Source organism: Pseudomonas sp. NPDC089422 (assembly GCF_044749405.1).
Taxonomy (GTDB): Bacteria; Pseudomonadota; Gammaproteobacteria; order Pseudomonadales; family Pseudomonadaceae; genus Aquipseudomonas.
On record NZ_JBIVHW010000002.1, the window covers coordinates 131,541 to 157,314 of the forward strand.

The following is a 25,774-nucleotide window of genomic DNA, read 5'->3' on the forward strand; positions in this document are numbered from 1 at the left end:
GGTGTTGCCTGGGAGACCGAGCGCCACGCGGGCGGCGCTCGATCTCACAGGCGCTGCACCGCCAAAGGCGTGCCCAGCGCCCTCACTGGATTTGTGAAACCAGTGCCTCCAACTGCTCCTGCCGCTCAGCCTGATTCAGCTTCGCCCCAGGATTGAGCGTCGACCATTGCGGATGCGCCCGCGCCTTGCTCAACGCTTCCGGCAGCTTGCCCACGCGCCAGGCCTTCTCATCCAGCTCACCCAGCCGAATGCTGTCCTGTGCCGCATGTCCTCGACCCTCCAGCGCCACCATCAATTGCTGCTGACGCAACGCCAGCAGCCGCAGTACCGTGTCATCCACCGTCAGCTCGCGTTGCCCCTTCAGCTTGCTCATGAGCCGCGACCCATAGTTGCGTGCCGTCTGCAGTGCGCCACCGGCAATTGCCCCCGCCAGCGCGGCAGCGCCGAGGGTCAGGCCGCCAACCAGCAGGTCAACGCCGGCACCGGCAGCGGCCCCGGCCGCCACGCCGCTACCCAGGCGTACGCCCAGCAATTTCAGGGTCTCGGGATTGAACAGGTCATCGCCCCAGCGCCCGTCCAGCAGTGGCAGATCACCGGCACTGGCATCCTCGCGGCGGAAGGCATACAGCTTGAGCAGCGCCTCCACGCAACGTTGCTCGCGCTGGCGCACATCCTGGCGCAAGGCCTCGATAGCCTTGGCTTCCGCTGCTGGCTCGGCCTCGACGCTGCGCCTGCAGGCGGCGCAGTCGAGCAGAAGTTCGGCAATCAGCCGCTTGCCGCTGTGCTGGCGTGCCAGGCGCTGGGCCTGCTGGTCGTCGATCAGCCGTTGCAGGGCGGGGCGGGCGTCCTCCAGCAGCAATGCGAGGCTCTCGTACAGGCGGCGCTCACCATCCTCTGGCGGGGCTACGCTATCGAACCTCACCAATGCGTGAAGCCCAAGCCGGGCAAGGGCTTCACGCCATTCCGGCTCGCGGTGCTGGCTGCTGGCGACGAAGTTGAGTACCGGCAGCAGCGGCTTGCCGCAGCTGGCCAGCACTTCCAGTTCGTCGCGGTACTTGGCCAGTACCGGCTCGCGGGCGTCGATCACATACAGGCCGGCATTGCTCGCCAGCAGCTGGCGCAGCACCTTGGCTTCCTGCTCGAAGCGCTGACGTGCCTCGCTGCCTTGCAGGAAGCGTTCGAGGCGGGCCGGGCCGTCCAGGCGTTCGCCAGGGCGCTCCAGGCGCTCGAGGTAGTCGAGCAGGGCGATGGCGTCTTCCAGGCCAGGAGTGTCGTAGAGTTCCAGCAGCGGTTCGCCGTCCACCGACAGCCGCGCGCCCTCGACATGACGGGTGGTGCTGGGGCGGTGGGAGACCTCGCCGAAGCCGACGTCGCGGGTGAGCGTGCGCAGCAGCGACGTCTTGCCGACGTTGGTGTGGCCGACCACGGCCAGTTTCAGCGGCTCAGTCATGGCCATGCTCCAGCCAGGTCAGGGGCGAAGTGTCGGCATGGGGCAGGCCGAGGCGGTCGAGGGCGTCGTGCCAGTCGCCCAGGCGTTCGGCATCCAGGGCCTGGCCGGGGGCAGCCTGAAGCAGCCAGATGCGGGTGGCGCCGGCATTGCGTGCCAGCTCCGCGAGCAGTGCCAGGCTGCCTCGGTCGGGTGAGCGGCGTGGGTCGCAGGCGATGGCCAGGCGCGCCGGAGGGAAACGGCTGAGCTGTTCGAGCAGCTTGTTGCGCGATTCGCGACTGTCGAGCACGCCGGCGTCGGTTACCGCCTTGGGCAGGGCGGGCGGCCAGGGGCGTTGGTCGTCGAGTTCGAGGCCTACCAGCAAGGCGCCGCTGCTGCCGCTTTCCAGCTGGCCGGCCTGAAACTGCGGCAGGGCAGCGGGCGCGGCGTCCTGCACGCCGATGCGTTCGCTACGCGGCATCAGTGCATCGCGCAGTTGCGCGTAGCCGGGCAGGCTGAGGTCCAGCGCCAGATGGGCACGGCCCCGGCGCCAGCGCCACAGGCACAGCCCGGCCAGCAGCAGGCGCGGCAGCAGGCCATACACCAGCACCACGCCGAGCAGCCAGCTGGCCCAGGCCTGGCGGGCGGCATCCAGGGCGGGGGAGGTATCGCCACTGGCGCGGATCATGGTTTCGTCCGGCACGGCGAAACCGAGCAGCGAGGGCAGGGCGCCGAGGGCCTGGGTCAGGTGAATGAATGGGTCGGCGGCCAGCAGGGTAGTTTCCCAGACGAAGCCGTAACGGCGGGTTGCCAGCAAAGCCAGCAGCATGCTCAGGGCGGCGACCATCGCCAGCAGCCACAGGCCATGCACCAGCACGCCGAGCAGCCAGCGATTCAGGCGTTGGCGTTGCAGCAGCACCAGCAGTGCTGGCGCCAGGTGGGCGGCCTTGGCGTCGCGGGCGAAGCGCTCGCTCATCCACAACCACAGGCGGCCCAGGCTGGCGCCGTGCTCGCCGCTCAAGGCAAAGCCTACGGCCCAGCCCAGCAACATCAGCAGGTTCAGCCCGAGCAGGCTACCCAGGGCCCAGAACACGTTCACCGGCCGCTGCCCGTCGCCCAGGGCGGCGAAGGCCAGGCCCGCGCCGCTGAAAACGGCCAGCAGCATCAGGGCCAGCAGTGCCAGGCGGGCACCCTGCTTCCAGTGGCGCAGGGCAGTGGTCATGCCGTCGCGCTCGGCAAGGAACAGCGCACGGGTTTCGATGCGCGCTGCCAGGTCACCGCCCAATTGGCGGGCGTGGCGGTTGGCCTCCTGGTCGTCCAGCAGGCCTGCGTGTTCCTCGCGCAGGCGTACCGCTTCGGTGAGCCAGCGCTTGTCCAGTGGAGTCGGTGCAGTCACAAGGTCTTCCATTGCGTGGTTCAGGGCAGAAGCATAACCCACACGCCCGGTGCTATCCTCGCTGGCATGAATACATCACTCCCCCTCAGCCTGATCGCGGCTCACGCCGAGAACCGCGTGATCGGCATCGACAATTCCATGCCCTGGCACCTGCCGGGGGACTTCAAGTACTTCAAGGCCACTACCCTGGGCAAGCCGATCATCATGGGGCGCAAGACCTGGGATTCGCTGGGCCGGCCGTTGCCGGGGCGGTTGAATATCGTGGTCAGCCGGCAGGCGGGCCTGGAGCTGGCCGGGGCCGAGGTGTTTGCTTCGCTGGAGGCCGCAGTGGCGCGGGCCGAGCAGTGGGCGCGTGAGCAGGGCGTTGGCGAGCTGATGCTGATTGGCGGGGCGCAGCTGTATGGGCAGGCGCTGGAGAAGGGGCTGGTGAGCCGGATGTACCTGACGCGGGTCGAATTGGCGCCGGAAGGGGATGCCTGGTTCCCGGAGTTCGATGAGGGCCAGTGGAAGCTGATGTCGAGCGAGGCACAGGCTGAAGAAGGCAAGCCGGCTTACCACTTCGAGGTTTGGGACAAGGTTTGAGATAGCTGGGGCTGCTTTGCAGCCCTTTCGCGACACAAGGCCGCTCCTACAGGGGATGCGCATTTCCTTGTAGGAGCGGCCTTGTGTCGCGAAAGGGGCGCGCAGCGGCCCCAATTATTGTCAGGCGTGGCTCAACTCGGCATGCTCATCACCGGCCAGCACGTCCTTGTCGGTCTCTTTCAGCAGCTGGCTGGTCACCACGCCCGCCGTCATCGACCCATTCACGTTCAGCGCCGTGCGGCCCATGTCGATCAGCGGTTCCACCGAAATCAGCAGCGCTACCAGCTCGACCGGCAAGCCCATGGCCGGCAGCACGATCAGCGCGGCGAAGGTGGCGCCGCCGCCGACGCCAGCCACACCCGCCGAACTCAGCGTCACGATCGCCACCAGGGTCGCGATCCACAGCGGGTCGAAGGTATCGATGCCCACCGCAGGCGCCACCATCACGGCCAACATGGCGGGATAGAGGCCGGCGCAGCCGTTCTGGCCAATGGTGGTGCCGAACGATGCACTGAAGCTGGCAATCGACTGCGGCACGCCCAGGCGGCGGGTTTGCGCCTCGATGTTCAGCGGGATGCTGGCGGCGCTGGAGCGGCTGGTGAAGGCAAAGGTCAGCACCGGCCAGACCTTGCGGAAGAAGCGCAACGGGCTGACACCGGTGGCGGCGAGAATGATGCCGTGGACCACGAACATCAGCGCCAGGCCCAAATACGACACCACCACGAAGCTGCCCAGCTTGAGGATGTCTTCCAGGTTCGAGCTGGCCACCACTTTGGTCATCAGCGCCAGCACGCCATAGGGGGTGAGCTTCATCACCACACGTACCAGGCGCATCACCCAGGCCTGCAGGGTATCGATGGCCGACAGGGCGCGCGCGCCTTTGTCGGCGTCATCCTTGATCAGTTGCAGTGCGGCCAGGCCGACGAACACGGCGAAGATCACCACACTGATGATCGAGGTCGGCTTGGCCCGGGCCAGGTCGCCGACCGGGTTGCTCGGGATGAACGACAGCAGCAGCTGCGGAATATTCAGGTCGGCAACCTTGCCCACGTAGTCGCTGTGGATAACCTGCATGCGCGCGCTTTCCTGGGCGCCGGCCACCAGGCCTTCGGCGCTCAGGCCGAACAGGTTGGTCAGGACAATGCCGATCAGTGCGGCAATGGCGGTGGTCAGCAGCAGGGTACCGATGCTCAGCACGCTGATGCGGCCCAGCGACGAGGCGTTGTGCAGGCGGGCCACGGCGCTGAGTATCGAGGCGAAGATCAGCGGCATGACGATCATCTGCAGCAGGCCGACGTAGCCGTTGCCGACCAGGTCCAGCCAGCTGATGGTGGCTTTGAGTACCGGGTGGCTAGCGCCGTAGAGGGTGTGCAGGGCCAGGCCGAACGCGACGCCCAGCGCCAGGCCCAGCAGGACCTTCTTGGCCAGGCTCCAATCGGTGCGGGCGGTTTTCGCCAGGCCTAGCAGCAGGGCCAGGAACGCCAGCAGGTTGAGGGACAACGGCAGGTTCATTGAAGCTCCAGGAAAAAGCAGAAGAGGCATCGCCTCTGGTGAGCGATTGCGAACGGAAATGCTAACAGCCTGAAAACAAACGAATTTATACCCAAAAGTAATTTGCTTAGTCGTTTATGGAATAACAAGCTGTCGCGGATAGCAATGCACGCGACGTTTACAGTTTTGTGAAGGTCGTTGTGAGGGGCCGTTATCGGCGAATGTTGCACTAGTTTTTCCGGGTCATTTCAGGAGATCCGCACATGAAGTTCGCTCCGAAAGCCCTCGCCATCGGCTTGTCGCTGTTGTTCAGTGTCGAAAGCTTCGCTACCGAGCTCAAGCACTGGCCTGCTGAAGCGGCCAGGCAGCTTGACGCCATGATTGCCGCCAATGCCCACAAAGGTAACTACGCGGTGTTCGACATGGACAACACCAGCTACCGCTACGACCTTGAAGAAGCGCTGCTGCCGTTCATGGAAAACAAGGGCCTGCTGACCCGCGACAAGCTCGATCCGTCGCTCAAGCTGATCCCGTTCAAGGACACCGCCGAGCACAAGGAAAGCCTGTTCAGTTACTACTACCGCCTGTGCGAGATCGACGACATGGTCTGCTACCCGTGGGTGGCCCAGGTGTTTGCCGGCTTCACCCTCAAGGAGCTGAAGACCCAGGTCGATGAGCTGATGGCCTCGGCCAAGCCAATCCCCAGCACCTATTTCGAAGGTGACCAGGTCAAGGCCATCGAGGTGCAGCCGCCAAAGGTCTTCACCGGCCAGGCCGAGCTGTACAACAAGCTGATGGAGAATGGCATCGAGGTCTATGTGATTTCGGCGGCATCCGAAGAACTGGTGCGCATGGTCGCTTCCGATCCCAGGTACGGCTACAACGTCAAACCGCAGAACGTGATTGGCGTCAGCCTGTTGCTCAAGGATCGCGCCAATGGCCAGCTGACCACGGCGCGCAAGCAGATCAGTGCCGGGCAGTATGACGCCAAGGCCAATGAAGGGCTGGAGCTGACGCCTTACCTGTGGACTCCTGCCACCTGGATGGCAGGCAAGCAGGCGGCGATCCTGACCTATATCGATGAATGGAAGAAGCCAGTGCTGGTGGGTGGCGATACACCGACCAGTGATGGCTACATGCAGTTCCATGGCGTGGATGTGAACAAGGGCGGCATCCACCTGTGGATAAACCGCAAGGCCAAGTACATGGACCAGTTGAACGGGATGATCGCGAAGAACGCCGCGGCGCAGGCGAAGGAAGGGCTGCCGGTGACGGCGGACAAGAACTGGGTGATCGTGATGCCGGAGCAGATTCAGTAGGGCGTGCCCGCGAAGAGGCCGGTACAGGCATAAAAAAACCGGCGCTCAGGGCGCCGGTTTCTCTTTCACGCGTTCAGAGCCTCACAGCCCTTCCAGCATCGCCTTGTTACGCACAGCACCTTTGTCAGCGCTGGTCGCCAGCAGGGCGTAGGCCTTCAGCGCGGTAGTCACCTTGCGTGGGCGGACTTCAGCTGGTTTCCAGCCTTTCTTGTCTTGCTCGATGCGGCGGTGAGCCAGTTCTTCGTCGCTGACCAGCAGGTTGATCGAACGGTTAGGGATGTCGATCAGCACCTTGTCGCCGTCGCGCACCAGGCCGATGGCGCCGCCAGCAGCAGCTTCCGGCGAGGCGTGGCCGATCGACAGGCCCGAGGTGCCGCCCGAGAAGCGACCGTCGGTGAGCAAGGCGCAGGCCTTGCCCAGGCCCTTGGACTTCAGGTACGAGGTCGGGTAGAGCATCTCTTGCATGCCCGGGCCGCCTTTCGGGCCTTCGTAACGGATGATCACGATGTCGCCGGCCTTCACTTCGTCGGCGAGGATGCCGCGCACAGCGCTGTCCTGGCTCTCGAAGATCTTCGCGGTGCCTTCGAACACGTGGATCGACTCGTCGACGCCGGCGGTTTTCACCACGCAGCCATCCAGGGCGATGTTGCCGTACAGCACGGCCAGGCCGCCTTCTTGCGAGTAGGCGTGCTCGAAGCTGCGGATGCAGCCGTTTTCACGGTCGTCGTCGAGGGTTTCCCAACGGGTCGACTGGCTGAACGCGGTCTGGGTCGGGATGCCGGCCGGGCCTGCCTTGAAGAAGGTGTGCACAGCTTCGTCATCGGTCTGGGTGATGTCCCACTTGGCGATGGCTTCTTCCATGCTGCGGCTGTGCACGGTCGGCAGGTCGGTGTGCAGCAGGCCGCCACGGGCCAGCGAACCGAGGATGCTGAAGATGCCACCGGCGCGGTGCACGTCTTCCATGTGGTACTTCTGAATGTTCGGCGCCACCTTGCACAGCTGCGGCACCTTGCGCGACAGGCGATCGATGTCGCGCAGGTCGAACTCGACTTCACCTTCCTGGGCTGCGGCCAGCAGGTGCAGGATGGTGTTGGTCGAACCGCCCATGGCGATGTCGAGCATCATGGCGTTCTCGAACGCCTTGAAGTTGGCGATGCTGCGCGGCAGCACCGACTCGTCGTTTTCCTGGTAGTAGCGCTTGCACAGCTCGACGATGGTGCGGCCGGCGGTGAGGAACAGCTGCTCGCGGTCGGCGTGGGTGGCCAGGGTCGAACCGTTGCCCGGCAGGGCCAGGCCCAGGGCTTCGGTCAGGCAGTTCATCGAGTTGGCGGTGAACATGCCGGAGCACGAACCGCAGGTCGGGCAGGCGCTGCGCTCGTACTCGGCGACTTTCTCGTCACTGGCGGTGGAGTCAGCGGCGATGACCATGGCGTCGACCAGGTCCAGGCCGTGGCTGGCCAGCTTGGTCTTGCCGGCTTCCATCGGGCCGCCGGAAACGAAGATCACCGGGATGTTCAGGCGCAGGGCGGCCATCAGCATGCCGGGGGTGATCTTGTCGCAGTTGGAGATGCAGACGATGGCGTCGGCGCAGTGGGCGTTGACCATGTACTCGACGGCGTCGGCGATGATCTCGCGGCTTGGCAGCGAGTAGAGCATGCCGTCGTGGCCCATGGCGATGCCGTCATCGACCGCGATGGTGTTGAATTCCTTGGCCACGCCACCGGCGCGTTCGATCTCGCGGGCGACCAGCTGGCCCAGGTCCTTCAGGTGCACGTGGCCCGGCACGAACTGGGTGAACGAGTTGGCGATGGCGATGATCGGTTTCTTGAAGTCTTCGTCCTTCATCCCGGTGGCGCGCCACAGGGCACGGGCGCCGGCCATGTTGCGGCCTTGGGTGGAAGTCTTGGAACGATAATCAGGCATGAAACACTCCTGGCGGCTTAATCAGGTCACAAAAAGGGGAGTGAGCTTCTCTTGTCCTTTGTACCGCAGGCCGGTTGCCACTGGCACGGATGGGGCCGAAGACTGCGCGGGATCGCCGCGTGCTTGGCCAGAGCTCATAAACCCGCCGGGGATGACTGGCGATGAATAGGCCGATTCTACACCGCTGGCGCGGCGAGGGAATGAAGATGTGTCTGGACGGTGGTTTGGGAGAGATTCCTGGCTGCTTGTAGGACGCTTCTGAAATTCCATCTGCGGGGCAGACCTCGCCAGCCGTGCTGGCTATCATCCGCCGCGCCGCATGTGCGGCTTCACGAGAAATCACCTCAATGGACCTTCCCAGTTTCAGTTCACCGCGAACTTGCAAATTGGCACTGAGCGCGCTGTCGCCAGGGCTTGCGAAGGCTTGAACCCCTGAGTTCGAGGCTCGCGGGTGCCTGCGTCGGCGCCTGGAGACTCACATGTACACTGTCTGCACAAACTGCATCCGCTGCAACGAACCGCTGACGCGCGACCAGGCCAGCGAAGCGCTGGACCAGCTTCGCCAGGAGGCGACCGAAGACTTCCACAAAGGCGCATCGATCACCAATCACGTCGGTAATCTGCGCAATGCCACTGTCGGCCTGCTTTACCGCAAGCGCGTGCTGTGGCTGGTGCTGCTGGTGTTTGGCAACCTGTTTTCCGGCGCCGGCATCGCCGCCTTTGAAGAAACCATCGCCGCGCATATCGTGCTGGTGTTCTTCCTGCCTTTGTTGGTGGACAGCGGGGGCAACGCCGGGGCGCAGTCGGCCACTTTGATGGTGCGGGCGTTGGCGACGGGGGAGGTGGTCATGCGCGACTGGATGCGCATGCTGGGCCGCGAATGTGGGGTGGCACTGGCGCTCGGTGGCACCATGGCTTTGGCGGTCGCATCGCTGGGAGCATTGCGCGGTGGCACGGACGTCGCCGTGATCGTGGCCAGCAGCATGCTGGTGATCGTGTTGATCGGCAGCCTGATCGGCATGAGCCTGCCGTTCCTGTTCACTCGCCTGAAGCTCGACCCGGCGACCGCAAGTGGTCCGCTGGTGACTTCGATCGCCGATGCGGCGGGGGTGCTGGTGTACTTCGGGATCGCCTCGCAGGTGCTGGAGATCTGATGCCAGCCTGGGGCGCAATGCGCCCCAGGCCCTGCGGGTCAGCTGTTCGGCAGCAAGCGGCAGGTGATGCTCTTGATGTAGCGGGTTTCGGCGATCGCCGGGTGCACCGGGTGGTCCGGGCCCTGGCCACCGCGTTCGAGCAGCTGCAGGTTGCGGTCCAGGTGGCGAGCGCTGGTCAGCAGGATGTTGTTCAGGTCGTCCTCGGGCAGGTGCATCGAGCACGAGGCGCTGACCAGGATGCCGTCCTTGCTCAGCATGCGCATGGCCTGTTCGTTGAGGCGGCGGTAGGCCGCTTCGCCGTTTTTCAGGTCCTTCTTGCGCTTGATGAAGGCGGGCGGGTCGGCAATGATCACGTCGAAGCGCTCTTCGGCGGCCTTCAGCTCGCGCAGGGCCTCGAACACGTCGCCTTCGATGCAGGTCAGCTTCTCGCTGATGCCGTTCAGCGCAGCGTTACGCTCGACACCATCCAGGGCAAAGCCCGAAGCATCTACGCAGAACACTTCGCTGGCGCCGAACGCACCGGCCTGTACGCCCCAGCCACCGATGTAGCTGAACAGGTCGAGTACGCGCTTGCCTTTGACATAGGGGGCCAGGCGCGCGCGGTTCATGCGGTGGTCGTAGAACCAGCCGGTCTTCTGGCCTTCGCGTACCGGGGCTTCGAACTTGACGCCGTTCTCTTCCAGCGGGACCCAGTCCGGCACTTCGCCGTAGACGGTTTCGACGTAGCGCTGCAGGCCTTCGGCGTCGCGGGCGGCGGAGTCGTTCTTGAACAGGATGCCGCTCGGCTTTAGCACCTGGATCAGGGCGGCGATCACGTCATCCTTGTGCGCTTCCATGGTGGCCGAGGCCAGCTGCACCACAAGGATGTCGTAGAAACGATCGACCACCAGGCCCGGCAGCAGGTCGGAGTCGCCGTACACCAGGCGGTAGCACGGCTGGTCGAACAGGCGCTCGCGCAGGGACAGGGCGACGTTGAGGCGGTGCACCAGCAACGACTTGTCCAGTGGCAGCTTGATGTCGCGCGACAGCAGGCGGGCACAGATCAGGTTGTTCGGGCTCAGTGCGACGATGCCCAGCGGCTTGCCATTGGCAGCTTCGAGCACTGCCTGCTGGCCGGCCTGGAAGCCTTGCAGCGGGGTCGCGGAAACGTCGACTTCGTTGCTGTAGACCCACAGGTGGCCGGCGCGCAGGCGGCGGTCGGCATTGGCTTTGAGGCGAAGGCTGGGCAGGGACATGACGTCGCTCCGGGAAAAAAGAGCGGGATTATAGCCTGTTGGCTGCCTGCGCTCCCACAATGATTCGGTGGTTGGTCGCCTGGCGCGCAAGGAGGGTAGAATCCCCCGGTCCTTCACGAGTGTGTACGCATGTCCCAAGAACTCAGCGCCGAACAGATCCAGCAAGCCTTGCAAGGCATCACCATTCCGCCGCAGCCGCAGATCATGGTCGACCTGCAGTTCGAGCAGTACATGCCTGATCCGGATCTGGAAACCATCGCCAAGCTGATTTCCCAGGACCCTGGCCTCGCGGGTGCCTTGCTCAAGCTGGTCAACTCGCCGCATTTCGGCCTGTCGAACAAGATCGGCTCGATCCAGCGTGCGGTGAACCTGCTGGGCAGCCGTTCGATCATCAATCTGATCAATGCGCAGTCGATCAAGGGCGAGATGAGCGACGAGACCATCGTCACCCTCAACCGGTTCTGGGATACCGCCCAGGACGTGGCCATGACCTGCCTGACCCTGGCCAAGCGTACAGGCATCCAGGCGGCCGACGAGGCTTATACCCTCGGCCTGTTCCACGATTGCGGCGTACCGCTGATGCTCAAGCGCTTCCCCGAGTACATGCAGGTGCTCGAAGACGCCTACGCCAAGGCCGGTGAGGAAACCCGCGTGGTGGATACCGAGAACCGCGCCTTCAACACCAACCATTCCGTGGTCGGCTACTTCACGGCCAAGTCCTGGCGCCTGCCGGAGCACATCAGCGCGGCCATCGCCAACCACCACAATGCCCTGGCGATCTTCCGCGAAGACTCGTCGCGTAATACCCAGAGCCAGTTGAAGAACCTGCTGGCCGTGCTGAAGATGGCCGAGCACATCTGCGCCTCGTACCGCGTGCTGGGCAACCAGAGCGTCGATCATGAGTGGAATGTGGTCGGCCCGCTGGTGCTGGACTATATCGGCTTGTCGGAGTACGACTTCGAGACCCTGAAACAGAACATTCGCGAACTGGGCGGGCACTGATCGATGCCGGAATTACCTGAAGTCGAAACCACCCGACGCGGGATCGCCCCTCACCTGGTAGGCCAGCGCGTCAGCCGCGTGGTGGTGCGAGACCGGCGGTTACGCTGGCCGATCCCCGACGACCTCGACGTGCGGCTGTCCGGGCAGCGCATTGTCAGCGTCGAGCGGCGGGCCAAGTACCTGCTGATCAACGCCGAGGTCGGCACCTTGATCAGCCATCTGGGCATGTCGGGCAACCTGCGCCTGGTGGCGCTGGGCTTGCCAGCGGCCAAGCATGAACATGTCGACATCGAGCTGGAATCGGGGCTGATGCTGCGTTACACCGACCCGCGGCGGTTCGGCGCCATGCTCTGGAGCCTCGACCCGCTCAACCACGAACTGTTGCTGCGCCTGGGGCCGGAGCCGCTGACCGACCTGTTCGACGGTGAACGGCTGTTCCAGCTGTCGCGTGGGCGCTCGATGGCGGTGAAGCCCTTCATCATGGACAACGCGGTGGTGGTCGGCGTGGGCAATATCTACGCGACCGAGGCGCTGTTCGCTGCCGGCATCGACCCGCGCCGCGAGGCGGGCGGGATTTCCCGGGCGCGCTACCTGAAGCTGGCGATCGAGATCAAACGGGTGCTGGCGGCGGCTATCGAGCAAGGCGGCACGACCTTGCGCGATTTCATTGGCGGCGACGGGCAGCCGGGGTACTTCCAGCAGGAATTGTTCGTCTACGGGCGGGGCGGCATGCCGTGCAAAGTGTGCGGCACGGCCTTGCGCGAAGTGAAGCTGGGGCAGCGGGCGAGCGTGTTCTGCCCGCGCTGCCAGCGTTAGGCCTTGCCGGTGATCCGGCGGTACTTGGCCATCAGCTCGTCCTGGGTTTCCGGGTGCGCTTCATCCAGCGGGATGCAGTCGACCGGGCAGACCTGCTGGCACTGCGGCTCGTCGTAGTGACCCACGCACTGGGTGCACAGGTTCGGGTCGATCACGTAGATCTCTTCGCCTTGGGAGATGGCCTCGTTCGGGCACTCGGGTTCGCAGACGTCGCAGTTGATGCAATCGTCGGTGATGATCAGGGACATGGGGACTCCGGCCGGGGCGCATCGCCCGGGCATGTTCAACGCTTTGGGCACAATTGTGCCGCATTCGCGCCCGCAGTGCACGCGGGCGCGATGATCAGGCGCTCAGGGTTACTTCTTGAAGCGTTCGGTCAGCGCCTCGGCCACCACTGGGTGGACGAACTTGCTGATATCTCCGCCCAACGCGGCTATTTCCCGCACCAGCGTCGAGGAAATGAACGAATAGCGCTCCGAAGGCGTGAGGAACAGGCTTTCGACGTCGGGCGCCAGTTGCCGGTTCATGTTTGCCAGCTGGAATTCGTATTCGAAGTCCGACACCGCGCGCAGGCCGCGCAGGAACACGTTCGCGCCCTGTTCCTTGGCGAAGTGCGCCAGCAGCGACGAGAAGCCGATGACTTCGACATTGGGCAGGTGCTTGGTGACCTCACGGGCAAGCTCGACCCGTTGTTCCAGCGGGAACAGGGGGTTTTTCTTCGGGCTGGCCGCCACCGCGATGATCACGTGGTCGAACAGGCGCGAAGCGCGCTCGACCAGGTCGCCATGGCCTTTGGTAATGGGGTCGAAAGTACCCGGGTACAACACTCGGTTCATCGCGTCATCCTGGCTGGAGTGCGTTGGGGAGTCGGATGGTAGCGCAGCGATTGCGCCCGGCCAAGTCATGCGGCCGGCTGATGGCACTATAGACAGGGCGTGTATTTGTTGTCATGCACTCTGTGCCAGGCGGGCAGCCAAGGCCTCGGTCAGCCGAGCACTGATGGCGTACACCGACAACTGCGGGTTGGCGCCGATACTGGTCGGGAACAGTGAACCGTCATGGATCGACAGGTTTTCCAGCTGGTGATGGCGGCCCAGGCTGTCGCAGACCGCCTGGCGCGGGTCGTCGCCCATTGCACAGCCGCCCATGACATGGGCACTGCCCAGCCGGGTGCGGAACGGTTCCAGGCGCAAAGCGTCGATCACGCGCTGAGCCTCGCCCAGGCTGGCTGCGGCGCGGGCGTCGCCATGGACCGGCGTGACCTGCCTGGCGCCTGCAGCAAACTGGATTTGCGCCATGCTGTGATAGGCGCGGCGCAGGCCGTCGCGCAGGTAGTCAGTGAGCGAGTAATCCAGCACCGGTGAGCCGTCACCGCGCAACTCTACTGTCCCGCCCGTGCTCTGGGGGTGAAAGCCGTCCCGCAGCAGGGCCAGCATCACGTGGGTGTGCGGCAATTCGGCCATGCGTCGGGCATTGTCGCTGCCGAATCCACCGAGCAGGGTGCTGGCCAGGGCCGGGTGCAAGGGTGGCACTTCCAGCTTGTAGCCCACCGGCCCATCGACACCGCCTTGCCACTGGAAGTGATCGCTGTAGATCGATTGCGGAGCGCCGTAGTACGGGTCGATGCGGTCATCGAAGCGTGCAGCGCTGAAGTTCACCAGGTGCAGGAACGTCCGTTTACCCACGCGGCCATGCGGGTCTGGGGCCTGGGAGCGCAGCAGCAGGGCCGGGCTGTTGATACCGCCGCCGGCCACAATGTAGTGGCGGGCGTGCACGCTGATCTGCCGGCCGGTGCTGTGCACGCCTTGGGCATCCAGCGCCTGGCACTGCAGCCGGACGATACGTTCGCCATTGTGCTCAAGGCGTTCGGCGCGGGCGAGGTAGAGCAGTTCACCGCCATTTTCGAGGGTCGCCGGGATGCGCGTGACCAGCATCGATTGCTTGGCATTCACCGGACAGCCCATGCCGCAATAGCCGAGGTTCCAGCAGCCACGCACGTTGCGCGGGATGACCGCCCAGCGATAGCCAAGCTGTTCACAGCCGCGGCGCAGTACGTCGTTGTTGGCGTTCGCCGGCATTGCCCAGGGCGTGATACCCAGTTCGTGCTCGATGCGCTCGAACCAGGGCTGCATGTCTTGTTCCCCCAGGCCCGTGACGCCATGTGCTGCGGCCCAGTGTGCCAGCGTCTGGGGTGGCGTGCGAAAGCTCGAGGTCCAGTTGATCAGCGTGGTCCCGCCGACGGCGCGGCCTTGCAGGATGGTGATGGCGCCATCCTTGCTCATCCGCCCCAGGCCTTCCTGGTAGAGGCTGGCGTAGGCCTCGCTTTCCAGCAGATGGAAGTCGCTGCTGGTCTTCAGCGGGCCTTCTTCGATCAGCAGCACCTTGAAGCCTGCTGCGCTGAGCATCTGCGCGCTGGTGGCACCGCCGGCTCCGCTGCCGATCACGGCGATATCGGCTTCGAGCGTCAGGTCGTGCTCCAGGCGTGAGCCGTCATGGGTGATCCAGCCGCGTTCGAGGCCTTGGCGAAACGGGTCGGTTACTGGCATTGAGGATGCTCTGGTTGTCAGATCTTGGGTGGGCCGGGGTAGCCGCACGCGGCCCAGGCTTCCGGGCGCTCGTACCAGGCCATTTGCAGCAGTTGCAGCAGCGAAGCGTGGCCCATGCGCAGCAGATTCAGCGAGCTGTCCTGCCAGCGCTGCAGAAAGGCCGTTACCTGTGCGCTGCCGGCCTGCCCCCAGGCCCCCCAGACCCCGGTCAACGGGCCGCGGGTCAGCGGCAGGTTGAGCACATCGAACAGTTGCCGGGTGAGCTTGAGCATTTCCGGCGACAGCGCTGCCAGTTTGTGGTCGAGGCTGTGCAGCACCAGCTTGTCGTTGGCCGAGGTGCCGGCGAGCACCACCGGTATCAGCGCAAGCAGGGCTGGCAGGTCATCGTCACGCAGCACCAGGTAGCCGGCTGCGGGCGTTTGCGCGCTGCAGCCAACCAGGCTGGCGGTGCTCAGGAAAAGGCTGGCGCCGAGGCTGAAGCGCAGCAGGTCACGGCGCTGCATCAGCGGATGAACAGCTTGTAGATCAGGCGCTGCAAGGCCTTGCCATAGGGTGGGTAGATCAGCCGCGCGGCATTCAGGCGCTGCTTGGCCAGCACCGCCTTGGCCTTGCTGAAGGTCAGGAAACCTTCATGGCCATGGTAATGGCCCATGCCCGAAGGGCCGATACCGCCGAATGGCAAGTCGTCCTGGGCCACGTGCAGCAGGGTGTCGTTCAAGCACACGCCGCCGGAATGGCTGTGCTGCAGCACGTGCTGCTGCTCGCTGCGGTCGTAGCCGAAGTAGTACAGCGCCAAGGGGCGAGGGCGTTGATTGATGTAGGCCAGGGCTTCGTCGAGGTGGTCGTAAGGCACCAGCGGCAGCAGCGGACCGAAGATCTCGTCCTGCATGACCTGCATGCTGTCGTTGACCCTGGTCAGCAGGTGCGGCGGCAGGCGCCGCCCCTGGCGCACTTCGTCGGGATACAGGTCGAGCACCTTGGCGCCCTTGCTGCGGGCGTCATCCAGCAGGTACTGCAGGCGCTGCAGCTGTCGTGCGTTGATGATGGCGCTGTAGTCGGGGTTGTCGGCGATGCGTGGGTACATGCGCTGCACGACCTTGCGATAGGCATCGGCGAAGTCGTTCAGGCGCTCGCGCGGCACCAGCACATAGTCGGGTGCGACGCAGGTCTGGCCGGCGTTGAGGGTCTTGCCGAAGGCGATGCGTTCGGCGGCCGTGTCCAGAGGTACGCTGGCCGAGACGATGGCGGGCGATTTGCCGCCCAGTTCCAGCGTCACCGGGGTCAGGTTTTGTGCAGCAGCCAGCATGACCTGGCGGCCGATGCTGGTGGCGCCGGTGAACAGCAAGTGGTCGAAGGGCAGACGGGCGAATGCCTGGCCGGCCTCGACCTCACCCAGTATCACGCTGACCAGGTCCTCGGGAAACACCCGTTGCAGCAAGGCTTTCAGCGCCTGCGCGCTGGCCGGAGTGGACTCGCTGAGCTTGAGCATGACCCGGTTGCCGGCCGCCAGGGCACCGGTCAGCGGGCCGATGGCGAGAAACAGCGGGTAGTTCCAGGGCACGATGATGCCCACCACGCCCAGTGGCTGGTACAGCACGCGAGCGCTGGCTGGCTGGAAGGCCAGGCCCACGGCGCGCCGGGCCGGACGCATCCAGCGCTGCAGGTGGCGCTCGGCATGGCGAATGCCTTGCACCGACGGTAGCAGCTCGGCCAACAGCGTTTCGTCGGCACTGCGGCCGCTGAAATCGGCATCGATTGCGTTGATCAGTGCTTGCTGGTCCGCCAGCAATGCCTCGCGCAGGCTTTTCAGCCATTGCCGGCGTTGCGCCGCCGGCGGCATCGGGTTGCCGGCAAAGGCCTGGCGCTGAGCGGCGAACGTCGCTTCAAGGTCGGTGTCGGAATGCACAGGAGGCAAAGCGATGGGCGAGGTCACGGCGGTCTCTCGTCTGGGCTTGAAGTTACTAGAGCCTATACTCTAATTCGTACCATGGTGCGACTTTTTTCGCTGGTGCAAACGGTGCATCAGCGGTGTGATTCACCGTAAGATGACCCATTATCGAAAGCCCGCAGACTGGGAGCTGAGCATGGCCCCGCGCATGAAGACCCGAGAGCGCATCGTGCAGAACAGCCTGGAGCTGTTCAACCAGCAGGGCGAACGCAGCGTCAGTACCAACCACATTGCCGCGCACATGGAAATCTCGCCCGGCAACTTGTACTACCACTTCCCCAACAAGCAGGCGATCATCGCCCTGCTGTTCAGCCAGTACGAAGCGCTGGTGGACAGCTTCCTGCGACCGCCGCAGGGCCGCGTGGCCACGGTCGAGGACAAGCGCTTCTACCTCAAGGCGCTACTCGCGGCGATGTGGAACTACCGCTTCCTGCACCGTGATCTGGAACACCTGCTGGAAAGCGACTCCGAACTGGCCGCCCGCTACCGGCGTTTTTCCGAACGCTGCCTGCGCCAGGGCCAGGCGATCTACCGCGGCTTCGTCGATGCCGGGATCCTGACCATGGAGCCTGCGCAGATCGAGTCGCTGACCATCAATGCCTGGATCGTGCTGACCTCATGGGTACGTTTTCTCAGCACCACGCGTGAACATTCCGCGCATCTGGGTGAAGAAGCCTTCAAGCGCGGCGTCTATCAGGTGCTGGTGCTGGAGCTGGGTTTTGTCACCAGCAACGCCCGCAGCGCGGTGGACGCCCTGTGCCAGGAATTCCACGTTCCGTTCAATCAGGCCCTGGAACACTAGTCAGGGCCTTCGTGCCATCGATCAGGAGATTGTCATGCCCCTTGCGCAATTGATCACCCCGCAACAGCTGGCCGAGCGTCTCGACTCGCCCAAGCTGGTGATCCTTGATTGTCGTTTTGCCCTGGAGGATGTGGATTACGGCCAACGCAGTTATGCCGAGGGGCATATCGCCGGGGCGCATTTTGCCGACCTGGAGCGCGACCTGAGCGGGCCGGTCAGCAAGGGCCGCACCGGCCGCCACCCGCTGCCGGACCCGCACAGGCTGGTCGAGCGCCTGCGCGAGTGGGGCCTGGAAGATGACAGTGAAGTGGTGCTGTACGACGATGGCCCCGGCGCCTTTGCCGCCCGGGCCTGGTGGTTGCTGGTCTGGCTGGGCAAGCGCAGTGGCGTGGCCATCCTCGACGGTGGCCTCAAGGCCTGGCATGCGGCGCACCTGCCGCTGAGCCTGGATGCGCCGGCCAAACACGAGGGGACGTTCAGTGGTGAGGCGGATGCCAAGCTGCTGATCGACGCCGAGCACCTGGCCAAGCGCCTGGGTAGCCCTGACCTGACCTTGATCGATGCCCGTGCGTTGCCGCGTTTCCGGGGCGAAGTCGAGCCGATCGACCCTGTGGCAGGGCATATTCCTGGCGCTCAGTGCGCGGCCTTCAACGAGAACCTCGGTGCCGATGGGCGTTTCCTGGCAGCGGAACAGCTCAAGCAACGTTTCGCCGAGAAGCTGGCAGGGCGCTCGCCAGAGCATCTGGTGGCCTATTGCGGGTCAGGGGTGACGGCTTGCCATAACCTGTTTGCCCTGGCGCTGGCGGGTTATCCGTTGGGCAAACTGTATGCTGGGTCGTGGAGCGAATGGATCAATGATCCCAAACATGGCGTGGCGACTGGCGAATAATCACTGACCGTCGACCAGCCATTGCGGAATTCGCCGCTCCAGGTAATAGCCTGGGTTCCGCAGGCTGCCGTCGACAAACCCTACATGCCCACCCCGCTCATGCAGCTCGAACTGTGTCTGCGGTGCCAGTTCGCTGGCCGTGGGCAGGCTGTGGCCGAACACGAACGGGTCATCGGTGGCATGGATGATCAGTGTCGGCGTGCGGTTTTCTCCCAGATAGAACCGGCTCGATGAGCGGCGATAGTAATCGTGGGCATCGGTGAAACCGTTGAGCGGCGCGGTGACCTTGCCGTCGAAATCCCAGAATGTCTTCAACCTGCCCAAAGGCCCAAGCCGGCCGAGCGCGGCCAGCCCTTCGTGATGTCCGCGGTCCCGGAAGTGTCGTTCTTTCAACTGCACATAAGCCATCATTTCGCGCATGAAATGTGCTTGATAGACCTTGGAAAAGCCCTGGCCGATCCGGTCGGCGCACTGGTCCAGCCGGAACGGCACCGAGACGGCTACCGCTGCTTCCAGTCGGCTGTCAGAACCACTTTCCCCCAGGTACTTGAGCAGTACATTGCCACCCAGCGAGTAGCCGACGGCATACAGCGGTGCCAAGGGGCGCTGGGCACGCAGGTGGGTGACCACTTCGGCGAGGTCTTCGCTGGCGCCGGAATGGTAGCTGCGCGGTAACAGGTTGGGCTCACCCGAACAACCGCGCCAGTTGACCGCCACGCTTGCCCAGCCGCGCGCCTGCAGCGATTGCTGCAAGCCTTTGACGTAGGGCGAGCGGGACGATCCGGTCAAACCGTGAAGCACCAGCACCAGCGGCGCATCCGGGCTATGTGGCCCATGCCAATCGAGGTCGAGAAAGTCGCCATCGGCCAGCCACAGGCGTTCGCGGCTTCGCTCAAGCTCTGGCAACTTGCGCCACAGCGGCCCCCACAGGGTTTGCAGGTGGGGGTTGGACAGGCCAATGGCCGGGCGGAACGTGGCGGTGAGGCTGGGCATGCTGGGCGACTCGTGATTTGCCTGCGTAGAGTGCCATGAAACGCCGCCACTGTACCTGCGCTATTGGTCGAGGGCTGGCAGAGGTCGTTGCTCGACGCTTGGGCCGACGCTGACCTGTACGATGTAGCTTAGATCGAGATGGCGCTGCATGGCGGCACGAACATCTGCTGGAGTCAATCTGTTGATGCGCTCGAGGTAGGTGTTGAGATGATCGTCAGGTTGACCTTGATGGGTAAGCGCCGAAAGCAATCCCGCCAGGTGCTTGTTCTGGGCGACACCACGCAGCAATTGCCCTTCCAGCTGTTTGCGTGCCACTTGCAGCTCGGCCTGGGTTGGCCCTTGCTCGATCAGATCGCGCAGCAAGGTCACCACCAGCTCCTGAGAGCCCTGCACATGCGCCGGTGCGACTTCCCATTCAATGGTGAACAACCCGCCTGCCCGTAATGGCGACATGCGGGTCTGCACGCCGTAAGTGAGGCCGCGGCGTTGGCGCAGTTCCACCATCGAGCGCGATTCGAGCCCTTCTCCCAATACATTGCTGGCCAGCGCCAGTGCCGGGAACTCCGGATCATTGGCGGGCACGTTCAAGGGAAGCGCCAACAGGACAGCACTGCTTGCGCCGGGCTGTTCGACGTGTATGCCCGCGCGGGTGGCGGTCGGGACAGTTGGCAGATCCGTTGCTGACCAACCCTGTGGCAGAGCCTGGCTGATCTGGCGTGAAAGTGCTTGAGCTTCAGCGAATGAAAGGTCGCCGACCACGACCATCTCCAGGTTGCTGGCGGAATAGGCGCGTCGGTGGAAAGTCCGCAGGTCGTCTGTGGTAACCGCCGTTACACCCTGTTCGGTGCTGCCGAGTGGGCAGCCATAAGGATGGCCACTGAACAAGTGGCGGAAGGCTTCGCTACGCGCCCTCGATACGGGATGTCGATCGCGTGAAGCGCTGCTCTGCAGCAACTGCTGTTTGATCTTGTCCAGAGCAGAGGGAAGAAATGCTGGCTGTGCAACAAGGTTAGTGAACAGCGCCAGGGACGGCTCCAGCACGGCCGGGCTACTCAGGCTACGCAGGCTCAGCGTCGCATGTTCCAGATGTATCTGTTTTTCGGTGATTGCACCCAGGCGTTCAAGATGCTCGGCCTGTTGGGTGGCCGTGTACTGCTGGCTACCCTCATCGAGCATGTACAGCGTCAGGGCTGCCAGGCCGGGGTGCACAGTGTCCTGGGCAGTGCCGGCCCTGAACTTTAGTACTACATCGACGATAGGCAGGCCGCGGGCTTCGACGAATTTCACGGTTGTGCCCGCTTGCGTCGTCCAGGTTTGCACCTGAGTCAGGATGGACTCGAACTGATCCAGGTCGAGTCCCTGAGCAGAGACCAGGCCGCCGTAGATGCTGTTTTGGGTTGCAGTCGAGTCATGCATGAGCGCTCTCCTTGTCGTGCATGAACGTAATGGCAGCGCGGGAATCGGTCAGAAACTCAAGGGCTGCCAGGCCGACCTGCTCGGCTGTCACGGCTTCGATGGCCTGCCGCTCATTGTCCAGTGCTACCGGGTCCAGGCCGCAGGCGGCCTGTTTGCCGATGGCTTGGGCTTGCTTGTCGATGCCATCCCTTTCGAACACCTGCCTGGCCAACAGGCGAGCCTTGGCACGTTGAAGGTCTTCCCTGGAAGGTGCCGACTGACGAAACGCTTCGATTTCCAGCATCAGCCTTTCGGCTGCGTTCTCTGGTGTTGCCTGCGGGCTGCAGAGTGCGTAGAGAGCCAGCAGGCCGTCACCGCGCTGCCAGGGTTCGTAGGAGGAGCCCAGGCCCTGCAAAATAGGGTCATCCAGAACCAGTCGTCGCTGCAGGGTACTGCTGTGTCCGTCAGCAAGCAGATCGGGCAGTAGCCGCAATGCGTAGGCTTGCTCGGCGGACTGGGCGGTACATTGGCTGGGGAGGTTGAAACTGAGTATTGCGCCGGTGTAGAGGCCGGGTAGACGCAGTACCTGATGGCGCCGAGCTTGCGCTGGCGGCGCGCAAGGGGGCTGGCGTTGCGGCAGGCGATGGGCGGAAATTGTCGCAAAGTGCCGGCTAACCAAGGTTTGCAGTTGTAGCAAGGTGATGTCGCCCGCGACTGCTAGCGTGGCATTGTTTGGGTGGTACCAGCTCTGGTACCAGGTTCGGGCAGCAGCCGGGGTCAGGTGCTCGAGGTCAGCCTTGTGGCCAATGATTGGCGTGCCATAGCCGTCATTGCCGTAAGCCAGTGACTGGTGATGTTCCAGTGCCAGTGACAAGGGCGCGTTGTCGACCTCCTCGCGGCGCTCTGCCATGACCACATCCAGCTCGCGAGCGAAAGGTGCATCGCTTATCGTGGAGCTGGCCATGACGTCGGCCATGGCTTCAAGGGCAATCTCGAGCCGACTGCCTGGCAGTGTCAGCGGGAAGACTGTGGCGTCGGCGGAGGTGTAGGCATTCGGGTTGCCGCCAAGGCGGGTCATGATGGATGAATACTGGCCACTGGTCAGTTTGCTGCTGCTATCGAACAGCAGATGTTCCAAGGCATGGGAGAGACCGGTATGGCCTGCTGGCTCGTAGCTCGAACCGACGTGAAACCAGAGCTGCACACTGACCAGCGGTGCACGATGGTCTTCGCGCAGGTAGATGCGCAGGCCGTTGGCAAGGGTGAATGATTGTACGGTGCTGCTCTGGAGGGGCGGAGAAGGGTGTTCGATCATGGTTGAAGGCTCCTGCGAGAACGTGGAAGCAGCTTCAACCATGCCGATGGTGGTTTTGCGGTAACTAAATACGGCTTACGACGAGATCAGCCCCGTTGCCACAGTGCGTAATGCACCTGACCGGTCTTTTTCTCGCGGTGCAGGCGCCAGTTGCCGGGCATCGGCAGCGTCGACGGGGCTGCCTCGCTTTCGGTGTAGATCCACGCCAGTTCGCGCAGCCACTGGTTCTGTTCCAGCAGGTTGCAGGTGTTGGCCAGCAGGTCCTGGTGGAACGGCGGGTCGAGGAACACTACGTCGAACTGCTGCTTGGCCGGGTTCTGCAGGTAGCGCAGGGCATCGGTCTGCAGGATCTGCCCGCGTGGGCAGCGCAGGATCTCGAGGTTGTTCTTCAGGTTGCTGATGGCAGCCGGGTTGCTGTCAAGCGCCACGGCATTCTCGGCGCCACGGGACAGCGCTTCGAGCACCAGGGCACCACTGCCGGTGAAGGCATCCAGCACCTGTGCGCCTTCGATGTAGGGCGCCAGCCAGTTGAACACGGTTTCGCGCACGCGGTCAGGCGTGGGGCGCAGGCCTTCGCCTTCCGGCACCGCCAGGCGGCGGCTGCGCCACTCGCCGGCGATGATGCGCAGGTGACCCTGGCCCTTGCTTTGGCCCTGCTGCGGGCGGACGGGAGGGGTGGATCTAGGCATTAGTGCTCCGGTACGCCGAGCGGCTGCTCGGACGGTTTGTCTGTGGGGGCAGGCAGTGGCTGCTGTGGCACGTTCGGGCCAACGGTGACGATCACCAGTTTATCGGCTGCCAGATGCTTGTTCATCGCCGTTTTGACCTGGTCGACGGTCAGCGCCTGGGACTGCTGCATGAAGTCTTCCAGCCAGGTCAGTGGCAGGTTGTAGAAACCGATCGCGCCCAGCTGGCCGACGATGCTGGCGTTGCTGGCATTGGACAGTGGGAAGCTGCCGGCCAGTTCGCGCTTGGCATCGTCCAGCTCTTGCTGGGTCGGGCCGCTCTTGAGGTAGTCGGCGAGGATGTCCTGGACCAGCTTGAGCGTGCCTTCGCTGAGTTCGGCACGGGTCTGCAAGTTGATCATGAACGGGCCGCGTACCTGCATCGGGCTGAACACCGAGTACACACCGTAGGTCAGGCCGCGCTTTTCGCGGACTTCGCTCATCAGGCGGGTGCCGAAGGCGCCGCCACCGAGGATCTGGTTGCCCAGCGACAGGGCCGGCCAGTCCGGGTCCTGGCGGTCGATACCGAGTTCGGCGAGCATCAGGTGAGTCTGCTTGCTCGGGAAGTCGATGTGGGTGATGCCGGCCTTGGGTTCAACCGGCTGGGCCGGTTTGGCCAACGCCGGGCCTTTGGGCAGGGCGGCGGAGACCTGGGCGGCGACGGCCTCGGCCTCTTCGCGGCTAAGGTCGCCGACCAGGGCGATCACTGCGTTGCCAGCGGCATAGGCCTTGGCATGGAAGGCACGCAGCTGCTCGAGGGTGATGCCTGGCACGCTCTCGGCGCTGCCATCGCTTGGTTGCGCGTAAGGGTGGTCACCGTAGAGCTTGCCGAACAGGGCCTTGCCGGCGATCTTGCCAGGGTTCTGCTTCTCATACTCGAAACCGGCCAGCAGCTGGTTCTTGATGCGTTTCAGTGCATCTTCCGGGAAGGTCGGCTTGCCGGTTACTTCGGCGAACAGCTTGAGGGCTGGCTCGCGCTTGTCCTTGGCGCTCAGGCTGCGCAGCGAAGCCACGGCCATGTCGCGGTAGGAGCCGTTGCCAAAGTCGGCACCCAGGCCCTCGAAGCCTTCGGCGATGGCGGTCACGTCCTTGCCGGCCACGCCCTCGTTGAGCATGGCGTTGGTCAGGGTGGCCAGGCCCGGGGTGTTACCGTCCTGACTGCTGCCAGCGGCAAAGGTCACGCGCAGGTCGAACATCGGCAGCTCGCGAGCCTCGACGAACAGCACCCGGGCGCCTTCGGCGGTGGTCCAGTTCTGGATGTTCAGCTGGCGCCGGCTGGGCGCCTTGCCATCCAGCTCGGCCAGCGATTGCAGGGTATTGGCTGGGCGAGCGGCGCTGCTATCGGCTTCGGAGTGCGCCGGCCGGGCGAGCACGGCGGCCACTGCCACCACCAGCGCGATGATGCCCGTACCGATCAGGGTGTAGCGTGGTGCGCTGCGATCACTCATGAGCGGACTCCTCGGGCAGTACATGGGCAACGCTCAGGCGTTCGCGGGTGAAATAGGTGCGTGCAGCGTTTTGCACGTCTTCCGGAGTAACACGCTTGAGTTCGTCCAGCTCGGTGTCGATCAGCTTCCAGGACAGGCCGACGGTTTCCAGCTGGCCGATGGTGGTGGCCTGGCTGCTGATGGAGTCGCGGTCGTAGACCAGGCCGGCAATGACCTGGGCACGCACGCGCTCCAGCTCTTCGGCGCTCGGCGGGGTGGTCTTGAGTTCGTCGAGCAATTGCCAGACACCTTTTTCGACGTCGGCCAGGGACTTCTGCTTCTGCACGTTCGGCGTGGCCGAGATCAGGAACAGGCTGTCGCCACGGGTGAAGGCGTTGTAGCTGGACGAAGCACCGGCCACCAGCTCCTGGCCACGTTCCAGGCGTGCGGGCATGCGCGCGCTGTAGCCGCCATCGAGCAGGGCCGAGATCAGCCGCAGAGCGTGCACGGTGCGTGGGTCCTTGGCGGTGGCCAGGCCCGGTACGTTGAAACCGTAGATCAGGCTCGGCAACTGGGTGCGCACGTGCAGGGTCAGCTGGCGCTGGCCCGGTTCGGCCAGTTCCAGCGGCAGTTTGGCGGGTGGCACGGCGCGCTTGGGAATGCTGCCGAAGTACTTCTGTGCCAGGCCCTTGACCTCATCGGCAGTGACATCGCCGACCACCACCAGGGTGGCGTTGTTCGGTGCGTACCAGGATTCGTACCAGTGGCGCAGCTCCTCGACCTTCATGCGTTCGAGGTCGGCCATCCAGCCGATGGTGGGGGTGTGGTAGCCGCTGGCCGGGAAGGCCATGGCGCGGAACAGCTCGAAGGCCTTGGAACTTGGCTGGTCATCCGTACGCAGGCGGCGTTCCTCCTTGATCACCTCGATTTCGCGGGCGAACTCGTCGGCAGGCAGGCGCAGGCTGGCCAGGCGGTCGGCTTCAAGCTCCAGGGCTACTGGCAGGCGGTCGCGGGCCAGCACCTGGTAGTAGGCGGTGTAGTCGTCGCTGGTGAAGGCGTTCTCTTCCGCACCGAGGTCACGCAGGATGCGCGAGGCCTCGCCGGGGCCGATCTTGGCGCTGCCCTTGAACATCATGTGCTCCAGGGCATGGGACAAGCCGGTCTGGCCCGGGGTCTCGTAGCTGGAACCAACCTTGTACCAGATCTGCGAGACGACCACCGGGGCACGGTGGTCTTCGCGCACGACCACCTTGAGGCCGTTGTCGAGGATGAATTCGTGGGTCGGTTGCACGTCGACGGCAAAGGCCGCAAGCGGCAGGCAGAGCGTGCTGAGCAACAGGCCAGCGGCGCGGCGGGCTAGAGCATTCATACGGTGATTAACCTGTTCGGC

At 64.3% G+C, this 25,774-nt stretch carries 23 protein-coding genes; 7 read left to right on the forward strand and 16 right to left on the reverse strand.

From position 1 onward, the window contains the following. Positions 1-82: 82 nt before the first annotated feature. On the reverse strand, positions 83-1,450 hold the full coding sequence (locus tag ACIPZ8_RS04310; RefSeq protein ID WP_400719923.1) for a GTPase/DUF3482 domain-containing protein: 1,368 nt from the start codon (positions 1,448-1,450) through the stop codon (positions 83-85). After that, positions 1,443-2,834 carry a DUF2868 domain-containing protein gene (locus tag ACIPZ8_RS04315; protein ID WP_400719925.1) on the reverse strand — a complete coding sequence of 464 codons (1,392 nt, stop codon included), beginning with the start codon at positions 2,832-2,834 and terminating at the stop codon, positions 1,443-1,445. The genes ACIPZ8_RS04310 and ACIPZ8_RS04315 overlap by 8 nt, the downstream gene beginning before the upstream one ends. A gap of 54 nt (positions 2,835-2,888) precedes the next feature. Between ACIPZ8_RS04315 and ACIPZ8_RS04320 the strand changes: the two genes are divergently transcribed. Continuing rightward, positions 2,889-3,404 carry a dihydrofolate reductase gene (locus ACIPZ8_RS04320; protein ID WP_294333673.1) on the forward strand — a complete coding sequence of 172 codons (516 nt, stop codon included), beginning with the start codon at positions 2,889-2,891 and terminating at the stop codon, positions 3,402-3,404. A 120-nt stretch (positions 3,405-3,524) separates the two neighbouring features. Here the strand turns inward: ACIPZ8_RS04320 and ACIPZ8_RS04325 are convergent, their stop codons facing one another. Continuing rightward, positions 3,525-4,916: an L-cystine transporter gene (locus ACIPZ8_RS04325; protein WP_400719927.1), complete on the reverse strand. Its 1,392-nt coding sequence runs from the start codon at positions 4,914-4,916 to the stop codon at positions 3,525-3,527. Between the two features lie 242 nt (positions 4,917-5,158). Between ACIPZ8_RS04325 and ACIPZ8_RS04330 the strand changes: the two genes are divergently transcribed. After that, on the forward strand, positions 5,159-6,214 hold the full coding sequence (locus ACIPZ8_RS04330) for a haloacid dehalogenase-like hydrolase (RefSeq protein WP_400719929.1): 1,056 nt from the start codon (positions 5,159-5,161) through the stop codon (positions 6,212-6,214). 81 nt (positions 6,215-6,295) lie between these two features. Here ACIPZ8_RS04330 and ilvD read toward each other — a convergent pair whose 3' ends face one another. Next, positions 6,296-8,137 carry a dihydroxy-acid dehydratase gene (gene ilvD, locus ACIPZ8_RS04335; protein ID WP_054885517.1) on the reverse strand — a complete coding sequence of 614 codons (1,842 nt, stop codon included), beginning with the start codon at positions 8,135-8,137 and terminating at the stop codon, positions 6,296-6,298. 479 nt (positions 8,138-8,616) lie between these two features. Between ilvD and ACIPZ8_RS04340 the strand changes: the two genes are divergently transcribed. Beyond that, entirely contained in the window at positions 8,617-9,291 is a 675-nt protein-coding gene (locus tag ACIPZ8_RS04340) for a magnesium transporter (RefSeq protein WP_400719931.1), read from the forward strand. 38 nt (positions 9,292-9,329) lie between these two features. Here ACIPZ8_RS04340 and ACIPZ8_RS04345 read toward each other — a convergent pair whose 3' ends face one another. Beyond that, complete coding sequence (locus tag ACIPZ8_RS04345) at positions 9,330-10,526, reverse strand: class I SAM-dependent rRNA methyltransferase (RefSeq protein ID WP_400719932.1); 1,197 nt, start codon at positions 10,524-10,526, stop codon at positions 9,330-9,332. A gap of 183 nt (positions 10,527-10,709) precedes the next feature. On the opposite strand from ACIPZ8_RS04345, the gene ACIPZ8_RS04350 reads away from it, so the two are divergent. Both ACIPZ8_RS04350 and mutM read left to right on the forward strand, forming a co-directional pair. Next, positions 10,710-11,528 carry an HDOD domain-containing protein gene (locus tag ACIPZ8_RS04350; protein ID WP_400720467.1) on the forward strand — a complete coding sequence of 273 codons (819 nt, stop codon included), beginning with the start codon at positions 10,710-10,712 and terminating at the stop codon, positions 11,526-11,528. A 3-nt stretch (positions 11,529-11,531) separates the two neighbouring features. Further along, on the forward strand, positions 11,532-12,344 hold the full coding sequence (mutM, locus tag ACIPZ8_RS04355; RefSeq protein WP_400719934.1) for a bifunctional DNA-formamidopyrimidine glycosylase/DNA-(apurinic or apyrimidinic site) lyase: 813 nt from the start codon (positions 11,532-11,534) through the stop codon (positions 12,342-12,344). Here the strand turns inward: mutM and ACIPZ8_RS04360 are convergent. The 5 genes from ACIPZ8_RS04360 to ACIPZ8_RS04380 all read right to left on the reverse strand — a co-directional run bounded on the left by ACIPZ8_RS04360 (position 12,341) and on the right by ACIPZ8_RS04380 (position 16,823). Beyond that, positions 12,341-12,592 (reverse strand): YfhL family 4Fe-4S dicluster ferredoxin, encoded by a 252-nt coding sequence (locus ACIPZ8_RS04360; protein WP_254482631.1) that lies wholly within the window; start codon positions 12,590-12,592, stop codon positions 12,341-12,343. The genes mutM and ACIPZ8_RS04360 overlap by 4 nt on opposite strands. Before the next feature lie 108 nt (positions 12,593-12,700). Next, the gene (coaD, locus tag ACIPZ8_RS04365) at positions 12,701-13,180 is read right to left on the reverse strand and encodes a pantetheine-phosphate adenylyltransferase (protein WP_014861498.1); all 480 of its coding nucleotides are present in this window, start codon (positions 13,178-13,180) and stop codon (positions 12,701-12,703) included. Between the two features lie 111 nt (positions 13,181-13,291). After that, a complete protein-coding gene (locus ACIPZ8_RS04370; RefSeq protein WP_400719937.1) occupies positions 13,292-14,890 on the reverse strand; it encodes a GMC family oxidoreductase N-terminal domain-containing protein in 1,599 nt (532 codons plus the stop codon). Between the two features lie 17 nt (positions 14,891-14,907). Further along, positions 14,908-15,393 carry a twin-arginine translocation pathway signal protein gene (locus ACIPZ8_RS04375; protein WP_400719939.1) on the reverse strand — a complete coding sequence of 162 codons (486 nt, stop codon included), beginning with the start codon at positions 15,391-15,393 and terminating at the stop codon, positions 14,908-14,910. Then, entirely contained in the window at positions 15,393-16,823 is a 1,431-nt protein-coding gene (locus ACIPZ8_RS04380; RefSeq protein ID WP_400719941.1) for a coniferyl aldehyde dehydrogenase, read from the reverse strand. Before ACIPZ8_RS04380 ends, ACIPZ8_RS04375 begins: the two co-directional genes overlap by 1 nt. Positions 16,824-16,974: 151 nt before the next feature. Between ACIPZ8_RS04380 and ACIPZ8_RS04385 the strand changes: the two genes are divergently transcribed. Then, on the forward strand, positions 16,975-17,640 hold the full coding sequence (locus tag ACIPZ8_RS04385; RefSeq protein ID WP_400719943.1) for a TetR/AcrR family transcriptional regulator: 666 nt from the start codon (positions 16,975-16,977) through the stop codon (positions 17,638-17,640). Between the two features lie 34 nt (positions 17,641-17,674). Continuing rightward, positions 17,675-18,529, forward strand: coding sequence for a sulfurtransferase (locus tag ACIPZ8_RS04390; protein ID WP_400719945.1), 855 nt, complete (start codon positions 17,675-17,677; stop codon positions 18,527-18,529). Here ACIPZ8_RS04390 and ACIPZ8_RS04395 read toward each other — a convergent pair whose 3' ends face one another. The 6 genes from ACIPZ8_RS04395 to ACIPZ8_RS04420 form a co-directional block, all read right to left on the reverse strand. Beyond that, positions 18,530-19,522 carry a hydrolase gene (locus ACIPZ8_RS04395; protein ID WP_400719947.1) on the reverse strand — a complete coding sequence of 331 codons (993 nt, stop codon included), beginning with the start codon at positions 19,520-19,522 and terminating at the stop codon, positions 18,530-18,532. 60 nt (positions 19,523-19,582) lie between these two features. Further along, entirely contained in the window at positions 19,583-20,938 is a 1,356-nt protein-coding gene (locus ACIPZ8_RS04400; RefSeq protein ID WP_400719949.1) for a M16 family metallopeptidase, read from the reverse strand. Continuing rightward, positions 20,931-22,232 carry a M16 family metallopeptidase gene (locus tag ACIPZ8_RS04405; RefSeq protein WP_400719951.1) on the reverse strand — a complete coding sequence of 434 codons (1,302 nt, stop codon included), beginning with the start codon at positions 22,230-22,232 and terminating at the stop codon, positions 20,931-20,933. Before ACIPZ8_RS04405 ends, ACIPZ8_RS04400 begins: the two co-directional genes overlap by 8 nt. Positions 22,233-22,318: 86 nt before the next feature. Then, entirely contained in the window at positions 22,319-22,921 is a 603-nt protein-coding gene (gene rsmD / locus ACIPZ8_RS04410) for a 16S rRNA (guanine(966)-N(2))-methyltransferase RsmD (RefSeq protein ID WP_400719953.1), read from the reverse strand. Continuing rightward, positions 22,921-24,405 carry a M16 family metallopeptidase gene (locus tag ACIPZ8_RS04415; protein WP_400719955.1) on the reverse strand — a complete coding sequence of 495 codons (1,485 nt, stop codon included), beginning with the start codon at positions 24,403-24,405 and terminating at the stop codon, positions 22,921-22,923. The genes rsmD and ACIPZ8_RS04415 overlap by 1 nt, the downstream gene beginning before the upstream one ends. Beyond that, on the reverse strand, positions 24,398-25,753 hold the full coding sequence (locus ACIPZ8_RS04420) for a M16 family metallopeptidase (protein ID WP_400719957.1): 1,356 nt from the start codon (positions 25,751-25,753) through the stop codon (positions 24,398-24,400). The genes ACIPZ8_RS04415 and ACIPZ8_RS04420 overlap by 8 nt, the downstream gene beginning before the upstream one ends. Positions 25,754-25,774 lie beyond the last annotated feature (21 nt).